The organism is Acidovorax facilis, from assembly GCF_023913775.1.
Lineage (GTDB): Bacteria > Pseudomonadota > Gammaproteobacteria > Burkholderiales > Burkholderiaceae_C > Acidovorax > Acidovorax facilis.
On sequence record NZ_JAMXAX010000103.1, the window covers coordinates 1 to 21,432 of the forward strand.

A 21,432-nucleotide genomic window follows, 5' to 3' on the forward strand; every position below is an offset into this window, starting at 1 on the left:
GCCATGAACCAGTTCGCAATCCTCTACGAAGATCGATTCACCAGACCGGTGTCGTAGGATCCCCCACCGCCTTCACGAAATCGGTGAAGGCTCAACGAGCCTCACACACAGAAATTCGGACAGGCCCCCGGGAGTCGCCCGGCACCGCCTACGTACATAAAGAGTCCTTGAGTCATGATCGTTGCCGCCAACATCTCCGCACTCCATGTTCTGGAGTTCTCCGCCTCCATCGCCCCCAACACGCTGGCGTATGAGGTTTCGTGCCAACCTACACCGGACAAGCCGCTCAACGACTGCTTTCCTATCGTTGCCGAACAGGTCGTCGCAAGAGGCGGGCAGCAGATCTTCGGGTGGGCGCTTTGGGAACTGCCCGGCGTGTTCATTGAGGCCGAGTTCCACTCCGTGTGGAAGTCGCCCGAAGGTGATGTCGTCGACCTCGTGCCGCGATTGAGGCCTTTCACCGAGATTGCGTTCGTTCCCGACGCAAGTCGACGGTACGAGAATCGTCAGGTGGATAACATCCGAAAGCAACTTGTCAATGACAACGACGTCAAGCGCTTTCTGTTCCTGTGCAAACGCCGATTCGCAATACTCAATGCAGGCGAGCGCGCCTTGCAACACGCACTGATCCTACCGAAGGCCGACATGCGCGAATTGGAAGCCAACGAGAAAGAGAGCATGCGTTTGGAACGGCGTATTTACAAGCGATACGCAGCCAACTTCTGAGGCATGCACCGGCCATGCGACAGCAGACGCTCGGCTTGGTCGGGCAGGTAACCCCCAGTCGAACCTGTATTGTCGACCAGCACAGATCATGCTGTTTTCCGAGCCGGAATCCCGTCTCGAAGCCCGCCGCGGCGGGCACGGTTGTGAGAAACAGCAGGGCTTGCATCAATGAGGCACACGAGCCATCACACATGCCCACCGGCGACGCGGCTCAGAGCACAAGCGGACCAATACGGCATCCCGCAAGCTTGATCGATCAGTGCGCCCTGCAGGTCGACGGCGAGAACTGGCTGCGACCAATCGACGCGCTACTTCGTCTATGTGTTCCCACGGCGCAAACAAAGAAACCGGAGTGCAGCATTTCTACTGCATCCCGTTGATTTAATCGGCCGTTTGGACGGGACTCGAACCTGTTCCCCCGGCGTGACAAGCAGGCGGATGCAATGCTTAAAGCAGCTGCCGCTAGTCGCTGCGAGCATGTATCCGGAACGCTGGCTTACGCCCTTCTGGGTTGGCTTTAGACATCTTAGGATTCATCCTTTCGACATTGCTCGAAAAGGAACTGCATGCTCTTCCACCAGTCTCTGCCCAAGCCCAATCCATCCAAGGCACCGCCTGCGTTCTATCGGCTGCGCGACGTGATGCGCATTACCGCGCTTAGCCGTTCAACCGTGTACCGGCGCATTGCGGAAGGCCGCTTCCCTGAGCCTGTCCACTTGGGAGGCAGAGCCTCCGCTTGGCCGAGCGCGGCGCTTCAGGCCTGGATCGACGACCCGGAGGGCTACCGCAGGGCTATGCCGCAACCATGAATCCCTCTTCGTTGCCGACACCTGCGGCGGGGCTGCCGCCCGTCCATGACTGCAGCGAAACAGCACCCGAACATCGCATATCGCTCGCCGGCGCGACCACTTTGTCAGCTGCCAGATCGTCCAGCAGATCAGCCCACAGCTGGATCATTCGGCAGCGTTGATTGAAATGCGTGGTGCGGTCATAGCTGCCGCCCAGCTCCTCATCGGACACGTGAGCCAGATGCCGCTCGATGACCTCGCGGTCCCATCCCAGCAACTCCCGAATCAGCGTACGGGCGGTGGCACGGAAACCATGGCCTGTGATCTGCTCCTTGGTATCGTAGCCAAGCGTGCGTAGCGCGCTGTTGACCGTGTTGTCGCTCATGTAGCGCGTCTTTTCAGAGCGCTTCGCCATGCTTCGGAAGATTGGTCCGGTGGGACCGGTCAACGGAAAGATGTCCCGCAGGATGGCGACTGCCTGCGTCGGCAGCGGCACAAGATGCGCCGGCGTGCGCAGGTCGCGCTTTTTCCATTCACGCAACTTCATTTTTTCGGGCGGACAGCGCCACAATGCCTGATCGAAATCTACGTCTTCCCAATGGGCCAGTCGCAGCTGACCAGGACGCTGAAACAGGAGTGGCGAGAGCTGCAGGGCAGCGCGGGTGATGATGTTGCCGTTGTAGGCACGCATGTCGCGAAGCAATTGCCCAAGTTTTTGAGGGTCTGTGATGGCCGCATAGTGGCGAGAGCGCGGCGGCGGCAAACCACCGGTGCGATTGTTTACGAAGTTCCTGGCCGGATCCAGCGTGCCTACGTCGACGGCGTACTGAAACGCATGCTGCACCGCTTCGCGCACCCGCTGGGCCGTCTCCAGATTGCCGCGCTCCTTGATGCGGTGCAAGCATCGCACGACCTCCGTGGGCGCGATCGTGTCGATGGCCAGGGCTCCGATCCAAGGGAAGATGTGCAGCTCCAAGTGGCGCAGCACCTTCTCGGCATAGCTGGTCGACCATTCGCGATCCTTCTTCGCCTGGGCATGCCAAGCGCGCGCGGTCAGCTCGAAGGTGTTGAGGCGAGAAACTCGCTCGCGCTCCTCAGCCTCGCGGCGCGCCTCCCTGGGATCTATACCCTCGGAACGCCTTTCGGCCTCGCCACGGGCCTTTTTGCGGGCCGCAGCAAGCGAAACCACCGGGTACTGGCCCAGGCTCAGCTTGGCTTCTTTGCCGAGTTGCTTGTAGCGGTAGACCCACACCTTGCCGGTCGGTCGCACGCGAAGGTACAAACCCTCGCCGTCAGCCAGCAAATATTCCCTGTCACGCGGCGGTGCCGCCTTGATCTGAAGCTCGTTGAGTTGCCCCATGGTGTACCCAAAAATGACTGCGGTTGAAAAGCAGTCTGGGGTACACCATTGGGTACACGCAAGAACGGGACGGTGTGGGATCAAACGATACCGCCTGAGCCGCCTTTTCAGGCTAAGTCCTTGATGTTCAAGGACTTTTTAGCTGTCTTGGGATCGCCTGAGAAGAATGAGTGGTGGCCTGGGGCGGAATCGAACCACCGACACAAGGATTTTCAATCCTCTGCTCTACCGACTGAGCTACCGGGCCTGAGCCTCAAATTATAACCAGAAAAAAAGGCCGTTTTGGCGAAACCACCAATAATTTCTTGCAAGCCTACCCGCGTTTGCCCCGGCCGAGATCGACCCCCAGCTGGCGCAGCTTGCGATAAAGGTGCGTGCGCTCCAGGCCCGTCTTTTCGGCCACGCGCGTCATGGAACCGCCTTCGCGGGCCAGGTGGAATTCGAAATAGGCTTTTTCAAACCCGTCGCGCGCTTCCCGCAGGGGGCGGTCCAGGTCAAACCCTTGGTGCGCGTGCGGGCCAGCCTCGACACCAGCCATGATGGCCGACACAGCAGGCAGTTGCGAAAACGTGGGGTCGGCCGGGGTATGGACGGGCGCTGGGGCCGCAGCCACCGGGGCGGACTGGTGGGCAGCGTTGCGTGCCAGGCCCTGCTCCACCGCCTTGAGCAGCTTTTGCAGGGTGATGGGTTTTTCAAGAAACGAGAAAGCGCCGATCCGGGTGGCCTCTACGGCGGTGTCGATGGTGGCGTGGCCACTCATCATGATCACGGGCATGGTCAGCACGCCCGCTGTGGCCCATTCCTTGAGCAATGAAACCCCGTCGGTGTCCGGCATCCAGATGTCGAGCAGCACGAGGTCGTAGGTGTTGCCTACCCGGGCCGTGCGCGCCTGGGTGGCGTTTTCTGCGAGGTCTACGCTGTGACCTTCGTCGTTCAGGATTTCCGACAGCAGATCACGAATGCCGAGCTCATCGTCGACCACCAGAATGTTTGCCATGTGTGTTGAAGCGCCTTGGGGTACTGCGGGGCGGTGTTGTTATGACGCCACCGCTGGTTCAGGGGCGAATGATAACGACACTTGGGCCCCCCGCACTACGCCATCTTCGGTCCGATTTGACAAGTCAATGCGCGCACCGTGCTCGTCGGCAATCTTTTTGACCACGGCCAGACCCAGGCCGGTGCCCCGTGGCTTGGTGGTGACGTAGGGCTCGAAGGCACGCTGCAGGATGTGCGCAGGAAAGCCCCCACCACTGTCGGATACCGTGAGCCGCACGCGGCGCGAGGACTCACTCCAGCGAGTGCTGATGCGTACCGGGGGCACGGCCTCCGAGGTTCCAGCGCGCGCCTGCTCGGTGGCGTCTTGCGCGTTTTGCAGCAGGTTGTGCACAACCTGCCGCAGCTGCTGCGCATCGCCTGCGATAGAGGGGCAGCGCGGGTCCAGCTCGGCTTCTACGCGCACGGCGGCGTTCTCTTCGCCGTAGAGATGGAGCACGTCGGCCACCAGGGCATTGATGTCCAGTGCATGGAGTTCTGCAGCAGGCAAGCGTGCGTAATCGCGGAATTCGTTGACCAGCCGCTTCATCGCATCGACCTGGTCCACGATGGTCTTGACGGACTTGGCGAGGATGGCCTGTTCAGGACCGGGCAGCTTGCCAGAGAGCTTCATTTCCAGCCGCTCCGCAGACAGCTGGATGGGCGTGAGCGGGTTCTTGATTTCGTGCGCCAGGCGCCGCGCCACCTCACCCCAAGCCTGCGCGCGCTGGGCGGAAACAATTTCCGAAATGTCGTCAAAAACCAACAGTCTGGCCGAATCGGGCAGTTCGGCACCCCGCGCGACGAGGCTGGTAGCGTGTTGCCCGACGCCGCCAGAAGACGCATGCAGCTCAAAAGGCTGCTGCCAGTGGTCCAGTCCATGGCGTTCGTGGTCGCCCAGGAAAGCGTCGAAGTGCCCTTGCACCGACGCCGCAAACTCGGCGAGCCCGGGCACTTCCGACAGGGGTCGCCCCTCATAGGCCGCCATCGGCGCCCGCAGGATGCGGGTGGCCCCCGGATTGGACGATCGGATCAAACCTTGGGCATCCAGCACGATCACCCCCGCCGTGAGGCTGTCCAGGATGGTCTGCAGGTTGGCGCGTGCGGCATCGACCTCGCCCATGCTCTGCTCCACGGCATGGCGGGCGTCGGACAACTGCTGGGTCATCAGTGCAAAAGAGCGTGTGAGTCCACCCAGCTCGTCCTTACCCTGCAATGCAGCCTTGGGGCTGAGATTGCCAGCCGCCACCTCGCGCACCCCCTCGGCCAGCACCAGCAGCGGGCGGGCCAGCTGGTTGCCCAGCAACACCGCCAGCAACACGGCGCCAAAGACAGCCAGGAACAGGCTCAGCGTGAGCGTGCCCACATACATGCGCCGCAGCCCCCCACGGGCCAAGGCTCGCTCCTGGTATTCGCGATTGGCCTCCTGCACGGCAATGGCGTTGGCCACCAGCGCAGGCGGCAGGGGCAACGTGGCCTGCAGGTATCGGGGCTCCACGAGCAAGCCGACGCTGGGGCTGCTGACCAGCGCCAGCACTTTGACGCGCGCATTCTGTGCCGCGGCAGGGTCCGAAATATCGTCCAGGCCCTCGATCTGCGCGGTGGCGCGCTGCTGCCGCACGGTGCGCAGCAACGCCACGCCGGGCCGGTCGGGGTTCAGGCTAAAGCGCGATTGGCCTGCACTGGCTACCGCCTGGCCCGCAGCATTCCAGAGTACGACGTCGGTGGCTCCCAGCTGGTCGCGGATGCGCTCCAGCACCAGACCAGCCGCGGCATCAGGCACCTGCGCCACTTGGGCACTGGCATTGCGCGCTTTTGAGGCCATGTCGGCGGCCAGCGAATCCAGCGACACACGGGCCAGGTTCACCCCCGCTGAAAGAGCGCCCTCCACTTTCACATCGAACCAGCTCTCAATGGACCGCGTGACAAACTGGTAGGACACCACATAGATCAGCAGCCCCGGCATCAGCCCCACCAGCGCAAAGATGGCCGCAAGCTTGACCAGCAGTCGACTGCCAAAGCGCCCTTTGCGCAAGCGCATGCCCAGCCGCACCGCCACCCACACAAGCACGGCCAGCAGCAGCACGGCCACCAAAACGTTCACGCCAAAAAGCCAGGCGTAGTTGCGCTCGTACAGCGCGCGGTTGTTGGTGGCCAGGGTGAGCAGGAACAACAGCACCATGCCAATGGCCGACATGATGGCGGCCCCAACCCCCACGGCCCAGCGCACGGCGCGCGACTGGCGTGCGGCGGCATGGGCCGACGCGGAAGCTCCCGTCTGGGAAGACTCTGGAGGGCTCACTTGGCGACGGTCTCTGCAGCCAGGCGTTGGCTGCGGGACACCAGGAGATTCCAGCCCGAGCGCCCAACGGCACCGATCTGGAAGGGTCGGGGCAACTGCGACATATCAAGCCGGAACCGAAAATTGACCGTATGGACGGCATCTGACTCAATGACATCGCGTTCAGCGATCTTCCATCGCGAAATGCGCTGAATGGCTGACAACGCATCGGCATAACTGTCAAAATTCTGCCCCAAAACCACACCCAGGCCACTGTTGGTGAAAGGTACCGGGGAGATGTTCAGACGCCAACGTCGCGTCAACGGCTGGTAACTTAGCCGCAGATAGCGGGTGGTTTCAGCCACTTGGCGGTCAGACCAGTACCAGCGGTCTCGCAAAACCTGGGCCTCGGCCACGAAGAACATGGGAATGCCCTTGTACAGCGCATCCTCGGCAAGCTCCGGCAGCACAAATTGCAGTGTGGCGCTGAGGTAGAGGCCATCCTCGGCACGGTCCAGCCGAAGTTCGCCCACCTCGGGGTCCACTGGCTGGCCAGCGATGGCCGACTGCACCATTGCGGCCCATGCCACCAAGAGAAAGAGCGCACAGATCGCCACCCAACGAGCCCCACGGAACTCATTGCGGCGATTTTTGCAACAGTGCGTAAAAAAATCCGTCGTGGTCACCCGACTGATTGTCCGGGACAGCTCCGGGCTTGTCCCCGTTGGCGGGAATTAAATGACCCGGCGACGGCAGCAATTGCGCATCGGTGTTGTGTGCAAGAAACGTTTGCACCTGGTCGTCGCCTTCGGCACGGAACACGGAACACGTGCAATACAGCAGCCGTCCGCCAGGGCGCAACAGCGGCCACAGGGTCTTGAGCAACCGGGCCTGCAGGCCTGCAAGCTGCGCAATATCGCTCCCGCGGCGCAGCCAGCGCACATCCGGATGGCGGCGCACGATGCCCGAGGCCGTGCAGGGCGCATCCAGCAAGATGGCATCGAACTGCGCACCATCGCAATGCTGCTGCCACCAGTCTTGCGGACGCGCAGCATCAGCCACCACCACCTGAGCGCGCAGCCCCAGGCGCTGCAAGGTCTCACCAATGCGCGCGCTGCGGGTGGCATCGATCTCCAGCGCAGTGACCTGTATCGGCGCACCAGCGCCTGCCCACTCCAGAAGGTGGGCGGTTTTACCCCCGGGCGCCGCACAGGCGTCGAGCACCCGCACAGGCCGGGTGAGGTCCAGACCTTCAAGCAACAGGGGCGCAGCCATCTGGGCTGCGGCATCCTGCACCGAGACCCAGCCCTCTTCAAACCCCGGCAGCGATTGCACGGGCACGGGGTGCTGCAATACCAGCCCTACACTCCCAGACGGAATTGCTTCTAAATTGATAGCTTCCAGCGCTTTCTGGTAAAGCGCTATAGTGCTTTTTTGTGCATTGACCCGCAGCGTCATCGGTGCGTGGGCATTGTTGGCCTGCAGAATCTGCTCCCAGTGCTGGGGATGGTCCTTGCGCAGGCGCTCTACCCACCACACCGGATGGTTCCAACGGGCCAGCGAATCGCCATCGGTGCGGGCAACCAGCGCTTCGCGTTCGCGCAGAAAGCGGCGCAAGCAACCGTTGAGGAATGAAGCCTGCGCACGCGTGGACGCGCTGCGTTTGGCCGCTTCCACCACCTGGTTCACCAAGGTGAACGGCTCGTACGGCGACTCCTCAGGGTTCCAGCACAGCGCCAGCGCCGTACACAACAGCGCATCCGCAGCCGGTGGAGGCGTGCGTGCAACCATCTGGCGGCGCAACGCCTCCGCCCGTCCGGCCTGGCGCAGCACCTGGAACAGGAGAGACTGCACCCCAGGGCGCAGAGCTGTGTCTACCGCCGCCAGTGCTGCGGTGCCCGACTGCCCGGCGCGAATGGCCTGCAAGGCACTGGCCACAGCCTCCAACTGTTGCCATAGCGCTACGGGCTGACCGCCCGGGCCGGAAAGCGTCCGGTCACGGGCTGGCGCGTTGTTGGCTCTGTCGGCTCGCTTGTTAGGCCCGGGGCGGGACGCAGGGCGTGGGGGTTGTTGTCGTGGTGCGGGTGGGTTCATTGTGGTCCTGGCAACCTTTCTACAGCCCGCGGGCGGCCTTGAATCCGAACACCCAGGCCAGCAGGTTGGCTGGAAACTGGGCAATGGCAGCGTTGTAGTGCAACACCGCTTCGTTGAAAACACGCATCGCCTGGTCGTTCTGCAGAACATGCTCGTCCCACCGAACCTGCCACAGCGATGGGGACACGGGCGGCGCGTCCGCAGCGGCGGTAGCCACAGACGTCTGCGCCCGGGTCGCTTGCCCACTGTTGTGTGTGGCCTTCTGCCAGGACGCATGGAGCACCTCGCGCGCTGCCGCCAAGGCGGCCACCGCGTCTGGCTGCAAGGGACGCGCCCGCGCCATGGCCAAGGATGCGCTCAGCTGGGTGGTGGCGCCTTGCAGTGCCGCCATCTCTGGCTCCGTGCCACCCGCCGAGGGGGCCTGCTGTACGGCTTGCGCCGCACCATACTCACCCATCAAAGACAGCTGGCGCACCATGTGAGCGTCAAAGCTGCCAAACGCCTGCACAACGGCCGAGCGCAGCCGCATCAGGCGGTTGTAGGCGCCCAGCGCCCAAAAAGCGGCAATGGCAAAAACAATCCAGAAAAGGGGCGATGACCACATGCACAGTTGCCGTCCTCGCGTGCACCACGCGTTACGGCCCGATAAGGAAATGAGGGAGAAAGGCGAAGACTACGAAAGATCGAAGTGCGGGTTCCAGAAAAAAGCTCCCGGCCTGCCAGGGACAGGACGGGAGCTTTTCAGAGGCGGCCCGAAGGCTTAGTCAGCGGCTGCGTCGGTCGCGGTGGAGGTGCTGCCCTCGACTTCCGTTGCTTCACCCTGGGCTTCCATCTCGGCGGCTTCGGCTTCAGCAATGGCGCGGCGCTCGGCGTCGTCCATGGCGTCCTTGGCCTTGCGTGCCTGGTGGTAGGCCATGCCGGTACCGGCCGGGATCAGGCGACCCACGATCACGTTTTCCTTCAGGCCACGCAGCTCGTCGCGCTTGCCCATGATGGCAGCCTCGGTGAGCACGCGGGTCGTTTCCTGGAAGGAAGCGGCCGAGATGAACGAGTCGGTCGACAGCGAAGCCTTGGTGATACCCAGCAGCAGGTTGCTGTAGGTCGCGGGGATCTTGCCTTCGGCCTGCAACGCATCGTTGGTGTTGAGGATCTCGGAACGCTCGATCTGTTCACCGGCGATGTAGTTGGACTCGCCAACGTTCTCGACCACGACGCGGCGCAGCATCTGGCGAACGATCACCTCGATGTGCTTGTCGTTGATCTTCACACCCTGCAAGCGGTACACATCCTGCACTTCATCCACGATGTAGCGCGACAGCTCTTCGATACCCAGCAAAGGCAGGATGTCTTGTGGGTCGGCCGGGCCGTCCACAATCGATTCGCCCTTGTTCACCACCTGGCCTTCGTGCACCAGGATGTTCTTTTCCTTGGGCACGAGTTCTTCGAACACATGGCCTTCAGGATCAGTGATCTGCAAGCGGACCTTGCCCTTGGTTTCCTTGCCGAACGACACGGTACCGGTCATCTCGGCCAGCGTTCCCTTGTCCTTAGGCGTACGGGCTTCGAACAGCTCGGCCACGCGGGGCAGACCGCCGGTAATGTCGCGGGTCTTCTGGCCTTCGACCGGAATACGCGCCAGCACTTCGCCGGGGCCCACGTCCTGGCCATCGCGCACCTGAATCAGAGCGCCCACCTGGAAGCCGATGGTCACCGAGTGGTCGGTGCCAGGGATCTTCACTTCGTTGCCCTGGGCATCGATCAGCTTCACCTGCGGGCGAACGACCTTGGCAGCGCCACGGCGCTTCGGATCGATCACCACCAGCGTGGACAGGCCGGTCACTTCATCGACCTGCTTGGCCACCGTGAGACCTTCTTCGACATTCTCGAACTTGGTCTGACCGGCGAACTCGGTGATGATGGGGCGCGTCAGCGGATCCCAGTTGGCGAGGATGGTGCCAGCCTTGATGGTCTGGTCGGCCTTGACCGTCAGCGTTGCACCGTAAGGCACCTTGTGGCGTTCGCGCTCGCGGCCATGCTCGTCGTGGATGATGATTTCACCCGAACGCGCAATCACCACCAGCTCACCCTTGGTGTTGCTCACGTAGCGCATCGTGGCGTTGAAGCCGATCACGCCGTTGGACTTGGCTTCCACGCTCGATGCGATGGCAGCGCGCGATGCGGCACCACCGATGTGGAACGTGCGCATGGTCAGCTGCGTGCCGGGTTCACCGATGGACTGGGCAGCAATCACACCCACGGCTTCGCCGAGGTTGATCAGGCCGCCACGGCCCAAGTCGCGGCCGTAGCACTTGGCGCACAGGCCGTAGCGGGTTTCGCAGGTCAGTGCCGTGCGAACCTTCACTTCGTCCACGCCAGCCGCTTCGAGTTCTTCGATGAGGTCTTCGTCGAGCATGACACCCGCTGAGACCAGCACCGAGCGGTTCTCGGGGTGCAGCACGTCTTCAGCCGCCGTGCGGCCCAGGATACGGTCGCGCAGCGATTCGATCACTTCACCGCCTTCGACGATGGCGCGCATCAGCGAACCATTGGAAGTGCCGCAATCTTCTTCGGTCACCACCAGATCCTGCGTCACGTCCACCAGACGGCGGGTCAGGTAACCCGAGTTGGCGGTCTTCAGCGCCGTGTCGGCCAGACCCTTACGGGCACCGTGGGTGGAGATGAAGTACTCCAGCACGTTCAGACCTTCGCGGAAGTTCGCGGTGATAGGCGTTTCGATGATCGAGCCGTCTGGCTTGGCCATCAGACCCCGCATACCGGCCACCTGACGAATCTGGGCTGCAGAACCGCGAGCGCCAGAGTCGGCCATCATGTAGATGGAGTTGAAGGACTCCTGGTCCACTTCCTTGCCGTGGCGGTCCATGACCTTCTGCTTGGACAGCTGGGCCATCATCACCTTGGACACTTCGTCGCCGGCCTTGCCCCAGATGTCCACCACCTTGTTGTAGCGCTCGCCAGAGGTGACCAGACCGGACACATACTGCTGTTCGATCTCCTTCACTTCCTTCTCGGAACGCTCGATGATGCCGGCCTTTTGTGGCGGCACCAGCATGTCATCAATGGCGATCGAGATGCCGGCGCGCGTAGCCAGACGGAAGCCGTTTTGCAGCAGCTTGTCGGCAAACACGACCGTTTCCTTCAGACCACACTTGCGGAAGGACACGTTGATCAGGCGCGAGATTTCCTTCTTCTTGAGCGCCTTGTTCATGTTGGAGAACGGCAAGCCCTTGGGCAGAATCTCGGACAGCAGCGCACGGCCGGCCGTGGTTTCCACGAGCGAGGTGGACGGAACGAATTCGCCCGTTTCCTTGTTCTTGGTCCACTCGGTCATGCGCACCGTGATCTTGGCGGCCAGTTCGACCTCGCCGGCGTCCAGAGCACGTTGCACTTCACCGGTATCGGCAAACACCAGGCCTTCGCCCTTGCCGTTGATGCGATCGCGGGTGGCGTAGTACAAGCCCAGCACCACGTCCTGCGAAGGAACGATGGAGGGTTCGCCCGACGCAGGGAACAGCACGTTGTTGGAGGCCAGCATCAGCGTGCGGGCTTCCATCTGCGCTTCCACCGACAGCGGGACGTGGACAGCCATCTGGTCACCGTCGAAGTCGGCGTTGAAGGCCGCGCAAACGAGGGGGTGCAGCTGAATGGCCTTGCCTTCGATCAGGATGGGCTCAAAGGCCTGGATACCCAAACGGTGCAGCGTAGGCGCACGGTTCAGCATCACGGGGTGCTCTTTGATCACCTCTTCCAGGATGTCCCACACCACGGGGGTGCCGGATTCGACTTCCTTCTTGGCGGCCTTGATCGTCGTCGCGATGCCCATGGCTTCGAGGCGCGAGAAGATGAAAGGCTTGAACAGTTCCAGCGCCATCAGCTTGGGCAGGCCGCACTGGTGCAGCTTGAGCGTTGGGCCCACGGTAATAACGGAACGACCGGAGTAGTCCACGCGCTTGCCCAGCAAGTTCTGGCGGAAGCGACCCGACTTGCCCTTGATCATGTCGGCCAGCGACTTCAGAGCACGCTTGTTGGCGCCCGTCATGGCCTTGCCACGGCGGCCGTTGTCCAGCAGCGAGTCCACAGCTTCCTGCAGCATGCGCTTTTCGTTGCGGGCGATGATTTCAGGGGCCTTCAGCTCCAGCAGGCGGCGCAGACGCGAGTTGCGGTTGATGACGCGGCGGTACAGGTCGTTCAGGTCGGAGGTCGCAAAGCGGCCGCCGTCCAGCGGCACCAGCGGACGCAGGTCCGGTGGCAGCACGGGCAGCACTTCGAGCACCATCCACTCGGGCTTGATGCCCGACTTCTTGAACGCTTCCAGCACCTTCAGGCGCTTGGCGTTCTTCTTGACCTTGACTTCAGAGCCGGTCAGGTCGCCACGCAGGCGCTCAATCGACATGTCGATGTCGATGGATTCCAGCAGGTCCTTGATACCCTCAGCGCCCATCTTGGCGATGAATTCGTCGCCGTATTCCTTGCGCTTGGCGTCGTAGTCGTCCTCGGACATGATGCTGAACTTCTTCAGCGGCGTCATGCCAGGGTCGGTCACCACATAGGCTTCAAAGTACAGCACGCGCTCAATGTCGCGCAGCGTCATGTCCAGCACCAGGCCCAGACGCGATGGCAGCGACTTCAGGAACCAGATGTGGGCGCACGGTGCGGCCAGGTCGATGTGACCCATGCGCTCGCGGCGCACCTTGGTCTGCGTGACTTCAACGCCGCACTTCTCGCAGATCACACCACGGTGCTTGAGGCGCTTGTACTTGCCGCACAGGCATTCGTAGTCCTTGATAGGACCAAAAATCTTGGCGCAGAACAGGCCGTCGCGCTCGGGCTTGAACGTGCGATAGTTGATGGTTTCGGGCTTCTTCACTTCGCCGAAAGACCACGAACGGATCTTTTCGGGCGAAGCCATGCCGATGCGGATGGCATCGAAATGCTCGTCCGGCGTGAATTGCTTGAACAGGTCGAGTAGCGATTTCATAGTGACTCTTTCCTTTTCTGCTTAGGAGCGTTCCAGCTCGATGTCCAGGCCCAGCGAACGGATTTCCTTGACCAGCACGTTGAACGATTCCGGCATGCCGGCTTCGATGGCGTGTTCGCCCTTGACAATGGATTCGTACACCTTGGTACGGCCCACCACGTCGTCGGACTTCACGGTCAGCATTTCCTGCAGGACGTAGGCGGCGCCGTAAGCTTCCAGCGCCCACACTTCCATTTCCCCGAAACGCTGGCCACCAAACTGCGCCTTACCACCCAGCGGCTGCTGCGTGACGAGCGAGTAAGGACCGGTCGAGCGGGCGTGCATCTTGTCGTCCACCAAATGGTGCAGCTTCAGGTAGTGCATGTAGCCAATGGTGGTCGGACGCTCGAAGCGCTCGCCCGTACGGCCATCGAACAGGTACGCCTGCGTGCGGGTAGGCGTGAGGCCCTTGCGCTCTGCAATGTCGTCTGGGTAGGCGATCTTGAGCATGTCCTTGATTTCTTCTTCCGAAGCACCATCGAACACGGGCGTCGCATAAGGCACACCGTTGGTCAGGTTGGCAGCCATGGCCATCACGTCGTCATCGCTGAGCAGCGACAGGTCTTCCGTGCGACCGCGCGAGTTGTACACCTCTTCGAGGAATTTGCGCATGTCGGCGGCCTTGGCCTGCTCCTGCAGCATGTTGCCGATGCGTTGGCCAATGCCCTTGCCGGCCCAGCCCAGGTGGACTTCCAGCACCTGACCAATGTTCATCCGCGAGGGCACGCCCAGCGGGTTCAGAACGATATCGGCAGGTGTGCCGTCGGCCATGTAAGGCATGTCTTCGACCGGAACGATCTTGGAGACCACACCCTTGTTACCGTGGCGGCCGGCCATCTTGTCACCTGGCTGCAGACGGCGCTTGACGGCCAAGTACACCTTGACCATCTTCAGCACGCCAGCTGGCAACTCGTCGCCTTGCGTGAGCTTCTTGCGCTTTTCTTCAAAAGCCAAGTCGAAGCTGTGGCGCGTCTGCTCCAGCGCGTTCTTGATGGACTCGAGTTGCGTAGCTACTTCGTCTTCAGCCGGGCGGATGTCGAACCAGTGGAACTTCTCGACGGACGACAGGTAGGCCTTGTCGATCTTCGTGCCCTTGGCCAACTTCTGCGGGCCGCCGTTGGCCACACGGCCGTTCAGCAGCTTTTCGATGCGGTCGAAAGCGTCGGCTTCCACAATGCGCAGCTGGTCGTTCAGGTCCAGGCGGAAACGCTTGAGTTCATCGTCGATGATCTGCTGGGCGCGCTTGTCACGCTGGATGCCTTCACGGGTGAACACCTGCACGTCGATCACTGTGCCCGATGAGCCCTGGTCCACGCGCAACGAGGTGTCCTTCACGTCGGAAGCCTTCTCGCCGAAGATGGCGCGCAGCAGCTTCTCTTCAGGCGTGAGCGTCGTTTCGCCCTTGGGCGTGACCTTGCCGACCAGCGTATCGCCGGGTTGCACTTCGGCACCCACGTAGATGATGCCGGACTCGTCCAGGCGGTTCAGTTGCTGCTCCGACAGGTTCGGAATGTCGCGCGTGATTTCTTCGGCGCCCAGCTTCGTGTCGCGCGCCATGACCACGAGTTCCTCGATGTGAATCGAGGTATAGCGGTCTTCGGCCACCACGCGTTCGGAGATCAGGATCGAGTCTTCGAAGTTGTAGCCGTTCCAAGGCATGAACGCGATCAGCATGTTCTGGCCGATGGCGATTTCGCCGAAGTCCGTCGATGCGCCGTCGGCGATCACGTCACCCTTGACCAGCATGTCGCCCTTCTTGACGATGGGGCGCTGGTGGATATTGGTGTTCTGGTTAGAACGCTGGTACTTGATGAGGTTGTAGATGTCCACACCCACTTCACCGGCCACGGCTTCGGCATCGTTGACGCGGATCACGATACGGGTCGCATCCACATAGTCCACCACACCGCCACGGGTCGCCGTCACGACGGTGCCCGAGTCCACAGCAGCCACGCGCTCGATGCCCGTGCCCACCAGCGGCTTTTCAGGACGCAGCACTGGCACGGCCTGGCGCGACATGTTGGCGCCCATCAGCGCGCGGTTCGCATCATCGTGTTCCAGGAAGGGCACCAGCGAAGCCGCGACCGACACGATCTGCGCGGGCGACACGTCCATGTACTGCACGCGGTCTGCACCACACAGAATGGATTCACCCTTCTCACGGGCAGACACCAGATCACCCGTCAAACGGCCATCCTTGTCGAGCACGGCGTTGGCCTGCGCGATCACGTACTTGCCTTCTTCGATGGCCGAGAGGTAGTCGATCTCGTTCGTGACCTTGCCATCCACCACGCGGCGGTACGGGGTTTCGATGAAACCGTACTCGTTCAGGCGAGCGTACAGGGCCAGCGAGTTGATCAGGCCGATGTTAGGGCCTTCAGGCGTTTCGATAGGGCAGACGCGGCCGTAATGGGTTACGTGCACGTCGCGCACTTCGAAGCCTGCGCGTTCGCGGGTCAGACCACCCGGGCCCAGGGCGGAAACACGGCGCTTGTGCGTGATTTCGGCGAGCGGATTGGTCTGGTCCATGAACTGCGACAGCTGCGACGCGCCGAAGAATTCCTTCAGGGCGGCCGAGATCGGCTTGCTGTTGATCAAATCGTGGGGCATGAGCGGCTCTTGCTCGGCCTGGCCCAGACGTTCCTTCACAGCCTTTTCGATACGTGCCAAGCCGGTGCGGTACTGGTTTTCGGCCAGTTCGCCCACGCAGCGCACGCGGCGGTTGCCCAGGTGGTCGATGTCATCGACTTCGCCGTTGCCGTTGCGCAGGTCGACCAGGATCTTGACCACGGCCAGGATGTCTTCGTTGGACAGCACCATGGGGCCAGTGGATTCGTCGCGGCCAATCTTGGCGTTGAACTTCATGCGGCCCACACGCGACAGATCGTACGTGTCGGGGTTGTAGAACAGGCGCTGGAACAGGGCCTGCACGGCGTCTTCCGTTGGCGGCTCGCCGGGGCGCATCATGCGGTAGATGGCCACGCGCGCAGCAAATTCGTCCACCGTTTCGTCGATGCGTAGGGTCTGCGACATGTACGCCCCCTGGTCGAGTTCATTGGTGTAGATGCACTGTACGTCTTGCACACCAGCGCTGCGCAGCTTCTTGAGCAGCGCTTCGGTCAGCTCGTCATTGGCCTTGGCGATGATCTCACCAGTGTCCGCATCCACAATGTTGCGGGCCACGACACGACCGATCAGGAAGTCTTCGGGCACGCTGATGTGCGTCGTGCCAGACTGTTCCAGTTCGCGGGTGTGGCGAGCCGTCACGCGCTTGTCCTTGGCCACTACGACCTTGCCGGACTTGTCCGTGATGTCAAAACGGGCCACTTCACCACGCAGACGCTCGGACACAAATTCCATTTGTGCACCGCTGTCCATCAGACGGAAGTTATCGTTGACGAAGAAGTTCGCCAGGATAGATTCTGGATTCAGGCCGATGGCCTTGAGCAGGATCGTGACCGGCATCTTGCGGCGACGGTCCACGCGGAAGTACAGGATGTCCTTGGGGTCGAACTCGAAGTCGAGCCACGAACCACGGTAAGGAATGATGCGCGCCGAGAACAGCAGCTTGCCCGAGCTGTGGGTCTTGCCCTTGTCATGCTCGAAAAATACACCAGGCGAACGGTGCAGCTGCGACACGATCACACGCTCGGTGCCGTTGATGATGAACGAGCCCTTGTCGGTCATCAGGGGCACTTCACCCATGTAGACCTCTTGCTCCTTCACTTCCTTGACCACCTTGGACTGCGACGTCGAGGACTCGCGGTCATAGATGATCAGTTGCACCTTGGCGCGCACAGCCGAGGCAAAGGTCAGACCACGGGTCTGGCACTCGCGCACATCAAAAGCCGGCTTGGCCAGGTTGTATTCAATGAACTTCATCTCCACAAAACCGTTGTGGGAGACGATAGGAAAGGCAGCGTCGAATGCAGCCTGAAGGCCTTCGATGGTTCTTTTCTGGGGTGCTTTATCAGCCTGCAAGAAAGCGGTGTAAGCGTCCTTCTGCATCTGCAGCAGATAAGGAACTTCGAGCACGCTATCGCGGGTGCCGAAACTTTTGCGAATTCGCTTGCGTTCGGTGTAGGAATAGGCCATGAGATCTCCGGGCAAAGACATGAGTCCTGGGTCTTCGACGACTGACCCGCAAGGAGCGCTGTCCTTACGGGCTTGGCGGTTGGCCACTACCAACCATGGCGGACGGTGATGCGTTGCACATCACCCGAACCAAGGCGTCTTCTGCTGTCGGGGTTGTCAGAAGACACTCGAAAACCAGCGTTTGCACAGCGGCTTTCGGGTGCGCTCTGAAAGCACCAAAGGCTGGAGGCCCTTTGAGGAGCACTCCAGCCCTTGAGCAAGACCGAATTACTTGAGTTCGGCCTTGGCGCCGGCTTCCACCAGCTTCTTGACGGCTGCTTCGGCGTCGGCCTTGGCAATGCCTTCCTTGACGTTCTTTGGAGCGCCGTCCACCAGGTCCTTGGCTTCCTTGAGGCCCAGGCCGGTGATTTCGCGCACTGCCTTGATGACGGACACCTTGTTGGCGCCAGCTTCGGTCAGCACCACGTTGAATTCCGTCTTTTCTTCAGCAGCAGCGGCGCCAGCGCCACCACCAGCGGCAGCAGGAGCAGCCATGGCTGCAGCGCTCACGCCAAACTTCTCTTCAATGGCCTTCACCAGGTCATTGAGTTCCAGAACCGTCATGCTGTCCAGCGCGGTCAAAAATGCGTCTTTATCGAATGCCATTTTGATTTCCTAACAATTGTGTTGGTTGTCTGCCGGGCTATCAAGCCGCAACAGGTTCGGCGGCCGGTGCGGCTGCGCCTTCGCCTTTTTTCGCCGCCAGTGCGCCCAGCACAACGGCCGTACGCGACATGGGGGACATAAGCAAGCCACAAATCTGAGCCAGCAGAACTTCCTTGGAAGGAATGTTGGCCAGTTGCTTAACGCCGTTCACGTCCAGGGCCTTACCACCGAAAGCGCCACCGCGAATCACCAGCTTGTCGTTGGTTTTCGCAAAGTCAGCCACCACTTTCGCGGCAGCCACGGCGTCTTCGGAGAAGCCATAGATCAGAGGACCGGTCATCTGGTCAGCCACCACGTCAAACGCGCTGCCAGCCACAGCACGGCGGGCCAAAGTGTTCTTCAGAACACTCAGGTTCACGCCCTTGCTGCGAGCTTCCACACGCAGTTTGGTCATGTCGGCGACCGTGATGCCACGGTATTCCGCGATCACAAGCGTTTGAGCTTTAGCGGCGAGGCTGGTCACTTCACTGATGACCGCTTCTTTCTCACTGCGATTAAGACTCAAGGTCTACTCCTTAAATTGTGCATTCAGGCTTGCGCCCTCGTACACGCTCTTGTTGCAGCGACCAACTGTTTCGGAATGAATTCCATCTGCAGCGGGATCGCCATCTGCGTTGGCCCCGGAGGGATTAAGTGCAAGGCTGCACACCAACGGTCTTGGATGGCCTGGAGATGGTTGTTACACCACCCCAGCCCACCACATCAGGCCCTTGCAGGCCCGAAGATTTTTTACCGCAATTACGCTGCGATGGATTGCGTATCAACGCGGACGCCAACGCCCATCGTGGAGGACACAGCGACCTTGCGCAGGTACAGACCCTTGCTCGAAGCAGGCTTAGCCTTGTTCAGAGCGTCGATCAGTGCAGCCAAGTTACCTTGCAGCTTTTCATTGTCGAACGAGCGGCGACCAATGGTGCTGTGCACGATACCGGCCTTGTCCACACGGAACTGCACCTGACCTGCCTTGGCATTTTTCACAGCCGTAGCCACGTCGGGGGTAACCGTGCCCACCTTGGGGTTTGGCATCAGGCCACGTGGGCCCAGGATCTGACCCAAGGTACCTACAACGCGCATGGCGTCAGGAGCAGCGATCACCACGTCGAAGGGCATGTCACCTGCCTTCACCATGGCAGCCAGGTCATCCATGCCAACGATGTCAGCGCCAGCAGCCTTGGCTTCTTCCGCCTTGGCACCTTGCGCAAAGACGGCCACACGGGTCGTCTTGCCAGTACCGTTGGGCAGCACGACAGCGCCACGCACCACCTGGTCGGACTTCTTGGCATCAATGCCCAGCTGAACAGCCACGTCGATGGATTCATCGAACTTAGCAGTAGCAGCTTCCTTCACCAGAACCACGGCATCTGCAAAGGCGTACAGCTTGGTGCTGTCAACCTTGCCCTGCAGGGCCTTTTGCTTTTTTGTCAACTTGGCCATTTACAAACCCTCCACCGTCACGCCCATCGAGCGAGCGGAACCAGCCAGCGTACGGACGGCAGCGTCAACATTTGCCGCATTCATGTCCTTCATCTTGGTCTTGGCGATTTCTTCGAGCTGTTCGCGCGTGATCTTGCCAACCTTGGTCTTCAACGGATTGGAAGAACCTTTTTCGAGCTTGATAGCCTTCTTGATCAGAGTCGTCGCAGGCGGCGTCTTGATGATGAAGGTAAAGCTCTTGTCCGCGAACGCCGTGATGACCACGGGCAGTGGCAGACCTGGCTCCACACCTTGGGTCTGCGCATTAAATGCCTTGCAGAACTCCATGATGTTGAGGCCACGCTGACCCAGTGCAGGGCCGATGGGTGGGGATGGATTGGCCTTACCAGCTGGAACTTGCAGCTTGATAAAACCGACGATTTTTTTCGCCATGTTTTACTCCTTACGGGTCATAACGCTGTTGTAGCACCACGCAACAACTGGCTCCCCGGGGTTAACGACTCGCTATCACGATGTTCGCACCGAGTCGAAAAGTGCGGCATCCAACTGCTTACCCTGGGCTTGCCAGGGAGAACTTAGGTGTTATCCGAAAGGCTTATGTCTTTTCGACCTGCCCAAACTCCAGCTCGACCGGCGTGGAGCGGCCAAAAATCATCACGGAGACCCGCACACGGCTCTTTTCGTAATTGACCTCTTCAACCGAACCATTGAAGTCGGTGAAGGGACCTTCTTTGACACGAACAAGTTCGCCCACCATGAATTCGATCTTGTGGCGAGGCTTGTCTGTGCCTTCCTGCATCTGGCTGACGATTTTCTGGACTTCCTCTTCAGAAATCGGCGCAGGGCGATTTTTCGCCCCCCCCACAAACCCCGTCACCTTGTTGGTGTGCTTCACCAGATGCCAGGTGTCATCGTCCATCACCATCTCGACGAACACATAGCCAGGAAACAAGCGACGCTCTGTCGTCTTGCGCTGACCGTTCTTCATTTCGACCACTTCCTCGGTCGGCACAAGAATGCGACCAAACTTGTCCTGCATACCCGAGCGACCAATCCGCTCCTGAATATTGCGCTCCACAGCCTTTTCCATGCCCGAGTAGGCATGGACAATGTACCAACGCAGATCGGGATTTGCCGAAGCAGAAGCGCCTGCAGGAGCTTCTGCTCCAGTGATTTCCGCAGCGGTTGTCATGACTTTCTCCAGCCCAAAATCAAGTCGTACAAGACCCATTCCAGCGTCTTGTCAGTGAACCACAGGAAAAGGGCCATGATCACCACAAAGGCGAATACGTAGGCCGTCATCTGCAGGGTTTCCTTGCGGGTGGGCCAAACGACCTTCTTCACCTCGCGCCAAGCGTCTTTGGCAAAGGCGACGAACTGGCGACCGGACTCCGACACCAAGAACACGCCAGCAGCAGCAGCCAGCCCAACGATCAGCGCAGCCCACTGCACCACAGCGCCTTGTTTTCCCAACAAATAGAAGCCTACAACCGAAGCGATGACCAGAGCCACCACCGCAGCGAGCTTGGCCTTGTCTGCGCCTGTATTGACTGTTTCAACCTGTGAAGTGGCCATCTTTGAGTATTTCCTGCTTCCGATGCACGGCATCACTTAAGACACCGAAGCCCGCCAGGGTCTGGCGGGCTTGTTTTGGGCCACATTCAAGTGGCAGGGGCAGTAGGAATCGAACCTACAACCTTCGGTTTTGGAGACCGACGCTCTGCCAATTGAGCTATACCCCTGTATACCTTGCTAATTAAGCAATGATCTTGGCCACGACGCCAGCGCCCACGGTACGGCCGCCTTCGCGGATAGCGAAGCGCAGACCTTCTTCCATGGCGATGGGGTTGATCAGCTTCACAGTGATCGACACGTTGTCACC

Annotated in this window: 17 protein-coding genes and 2 tRNA genes; 2 read left to right on the forward strand and 17 right to left on the reverse strand. The window is 60.8% G+C overall.

Annotated elements, in window-relative coordinates:
* Positions 1 to 174 precede the first annotated feature (174 nt).
* The gene (locus NFX52_RS22095) at positions 175 to 726 is read left to right on the forward strand and encodes a hypothetical protein (RefSeq protein ID WP_055398519.1); all 552 of its coding nucleotides are present in this window, start codon (positions 175 to 177) and stop codon (positions 724 to 726) included.
* Between the two features lie 566 nt (positions 727 to 1,292).
* On the forward strand, positions 1,293 to 1,535 hold the full coding sequence (locus NFX52_RS22100) for a helix-turn-helix transcriptional regulator (protein ID WP_082437457.1): 243 nt from the start codon (positions 1,293 to 1,295) through the stop codon (positions 1,533 to 1,535).
* Here NFX52_RS22100 and NFX52_RS22105 read toward each other — a convergent pair.
* From NFX52_RS22105 to NFX52_RS22185, 17 genes are all read right to left on the reverse strand, one after another.
* Positions 1,519 to 2,874 (reverse strand): tyrosine-type recombinase/integrase, encoded by a 1,356-nt coding sequence (locus NFX52_RS22105; RefSeq protein WP_055398518.1) that lies wholly within the window; start codon positions 2,872 to 2,874, stop codon positions 1,519 to 1,521. The genes NFX52_RS22100 and NFX52_RS22105 overlap by 17 nt on opposite strands.
* A 171-nt stretch (positions 2,875 to 3,045) precedes the next feature.
* Positions 3,046 to 3,121: transfer RNA gene (locus tag NFX52_RS22110), tRNA-Phe, on the reverse strand.
* Between the two features lie 66 nt (positions 3,122 to 3,187).
* On the reverse strand, positions 3,188 to 3,871 hold the full coding sequence (locus NFX52_RS22115; protein ID WP_055398517.1) for a response regulator: 684 nt from the start codon (positions 3,869 to 3,871) through the stop codon (positions 3,188 to 3,190).
* A 39-nt stretch (positions 3,872 to 3,910) separates the two neighbouring features.
* Complete coding sequence (locus tag NFX52_RS22120) at positions 3,911 to 6,208, reverse strand: sensor histidine kinase (RefSeq protein ID WP_252635822.1); 2,298 nt, start codon at positions 6,206 to 6,208, stop codon at positions 3,911 to 3,913.
* Positions 6,205 to 6,762 (reverse strand): DUF4390 domain-containing protein, encoded by a 558-nt coding sequence (locus NFX52_RS22125; RefSeq protein ID WP_055398521.1) that lies wholly within the window; start codon positions 6,760 to 6,762, stop codon positions 6,205 to 6,207. Before NFX52_RS22125 ends, NFX52_RS22120 begins: the two co-directional genes overlap by 4 nt.
* Before the next feature lie 61 nt (positions 6,763 to 6,823).
* Positions 6,824 to 8,125 (reverse strand): 16S rRNA (cytosine(967)-C(5))-methyltransferase RsmB, encoded by a 1,302-nt coding sequence (gene rsmB, locus NFX52_RS22130; protein ID WP_435301295.1) that lies wholly within the window; start codon positions 8,123 to 8,125, stop codon positions 6,824 to 6,826.
* Between the two features lie 175 nt (positions 8,126 to 8,300).
* Positions 8,301 to 8,885 carry a LemA family protein gene (locus tag NFX52_RS22135; protein ID WP_055398514.1) on the reverse strand — a complete coding sequence of 195 codons (585 nt, stop codon included), beginning with the start codon at positions 8,883 to 8,885 and terminating at the stop codon, positions 8,301 to 8,303.
* Positions 8,886 to 9,041: 156 nt separating this feature from the next.
* A complete protein-coding gene (gene rpoC / locus NFX52_RS22140; RefSeq protein ID WP_252635824.1) occupies positions 9,042 to 13,277 on the reverse strand; it encodes a DNA-directed RNA polymerase subunit beta' in 4,236 nt (1,411 codons plus the stop codon).
* A gap of 21 nt (positions 13,278 to 13,298) precedes the next feature.
* The gene (gene rpoB / locus NFX52_RS22145; RefSeq protein WP_055398512.1) at positions 13,299 to 17,411 is read right to left on the reverse strand and encodes a DNA-directed RNA polymerase subunit beta; all 4,113 of its coding nucleotides are present in this window, start codon (positions 17,409 to 17,411) and stop codon (positions 13,299 to 13,301) included.
* Positions 17,412 to 17,678: 267 nt separating this feature from the next.
* Entirely contained in the window at positions 17,679 to 18,056 is a 378-nt protein-coding gene (gene rplL, locus NFX52_RS22150) for a 50S ribosomal protein L7/L12 (protein ID WP_008907085.1), read from the reverse strand.
* Positions 18,057 to 18,096: 40 nt separating this feature from the next.
* Positions 18,097 to 18,621, reverse strand: a complete 525-nt coding sequence (gene rplJ / locus NFX52_RS22155; RefSeq protein WP_055398511.1) for a 50S ribosomal protein L10 — start codon at positions 18,619 to 18,621, stop codon at positions 18,097 to 18,099.
* A 233-nt stretch (positions 18,622 to 18,854) separates the two neighbouring features.
* A complete protein-coding gene (gene rplA, locus NFX52_RS22160) occupies positions 18,855 to 19,550 on the reverse strand; it encodes a 50S ribosomal protein L1 (RefSeq protein ID WP_055398510.1) in 696 nt (231 codons plus the stop codon).
* Positions 19,551 to 19,982, reverse strand: coding sequence for a 50S ribosomal protein L11 (gene rplK, locus NFX52_RS22165; RefSeq protein ID WP_010467238.1), 432 nt, complete (start codon positions 19,980 to 19,982; stop codon positions 19,551 to 19,553).
* Between the two features lie 163 nt (positions 19,983 to 20,145).
* On the reverse strand, positions 20,146 to 20,742 hold the full coding sequence (nusG, locus tag NFX52_RS22170) for a transcription termination/antitermination protein NusG (protein ID WP_082437456.1): 597 nt from the start codon (positions 20,740 to 20,742) through the stop codon (positions 20,146 to 20,148).
* Positions 20,739 to 21,125, reverse strand: coding sequence for a preprotein translocase subunit SecE (secE, locus tag NFX52_RS22175; RefSeq protein ID WP_055398509.1), 387 nt, complete (start codon positions 21,123 to 21,125; stop codon positions 20,739 to 20,741). Before secE ends, nusG begins: the two co-directional genes overlap by 4 nt.
* Positions 21,126 to 21,216: 91 nt before the next feature.
* Positions 21,217 to 21,292: transfer RNA gene (locus NFX52_RS22180), tRNA-Trp, on the reverse strand.
* Positions 21,293 to 21,306: 14 nt separating this feature from the next.
* The coding region (locus tag NFX52_RS22185) for an EF-Tu C-terminal domain-related protein (RefSeq protein ID WP_456057495.1) at positions 21,307 to 21,432 on the reverse strand (126 nt) is incomplete at its 5' end.

Bases quoted from the DNA above. Each gene is read 5' to 3' on its own strand.
- rpoB (WP_055398512.1), bottom strand. From the start codon at position 17,411: ATGGCCTATTCCTACACCGAACGCAAGCGAATTCGCAAAAGTTTCGGC.
- NFX52_RS22125 (WP_055398521.1), bottom strand. From the start codon at position 6,762: ATGGTGCAGTCGGCCATCGCTGGCCAGCCAGTGGACCCCGAGGTGGGC.
- NFX52_RS22105 (WP_055398518.1), bottom strand. From the start codon at position 2,874: ATGGGGCAACTCAACGAGCTTCAGATCAAGGCGGCACCGCCGCGTGAC.
- NFX52_RS22100 (WP_082437457.1), top strand. From the start codon at position 1,293: ATGCTCTTCCACCAGTCTCTGCCCAAGCCCAATCCATCCAAGGCACCG.
- rplL (WP_008907085.1), bottom strand. From the start codon at position 18,056: ATGGCATTCGATAAAGACGCATTTTTGACCGCGCTGGACAGCATGACG.
- NFX52_RS22095 (WP_055398519.1), top strand. From the start codon at position 175: ATGATCGTTGCCGCCAACATCTCCGCACTCCATGTTCTGGAGTTCTCC.
- nusG (WP_082437456.1), bottom strand. From the start codon at position 20,742: ATGACAACCGCTGCGGAAATCACTGGAGCAGAAGCTCCTGCAGGCGCT.
- rplK (WP_010467238.1), bottom strand. From the start codon at position 19,982: ATGGCGAAAAAAATCGTCGGTTTTATCAAGCTGCAAGTTCCAGCTGGT.
- rpoC (WP_252635824.1), bottom strand. From the start codon at position 13,277: ATGAAATCGCTACTCGACCTGTTCAAGCAATTCACGCCGGACGAGCAT.
- secE (WP_055398509.1), bottom strand. From the start codon at position 21,125: ATGGCCACTTCACAGGTTGAAACAGTCAATACAGGCGCAGACAAGGCC.
- NFX52_RS22135 (WP_055398514.1), bottom strand. From the start codon at position 8,885: ATGTGGTCATCGCCCCTTTTCTGGATTGTTTTTGCCATTGCCGCTTTT.
- NFX52_RS22115 (WP_055398517.1), bottom strand. From the start codon at position 3,871: ATGGCAAACATTCTGGTGGTCGACGATGAGCTCGGCATTCGTGATCTG.
- rplA (WP_055398510.1), bottom strand. From the start codon at position 19,550: ATGGCCAAGTTGACAAAAAAGCAAAAGGCCCTGCAGGGCAAGGTTGAC.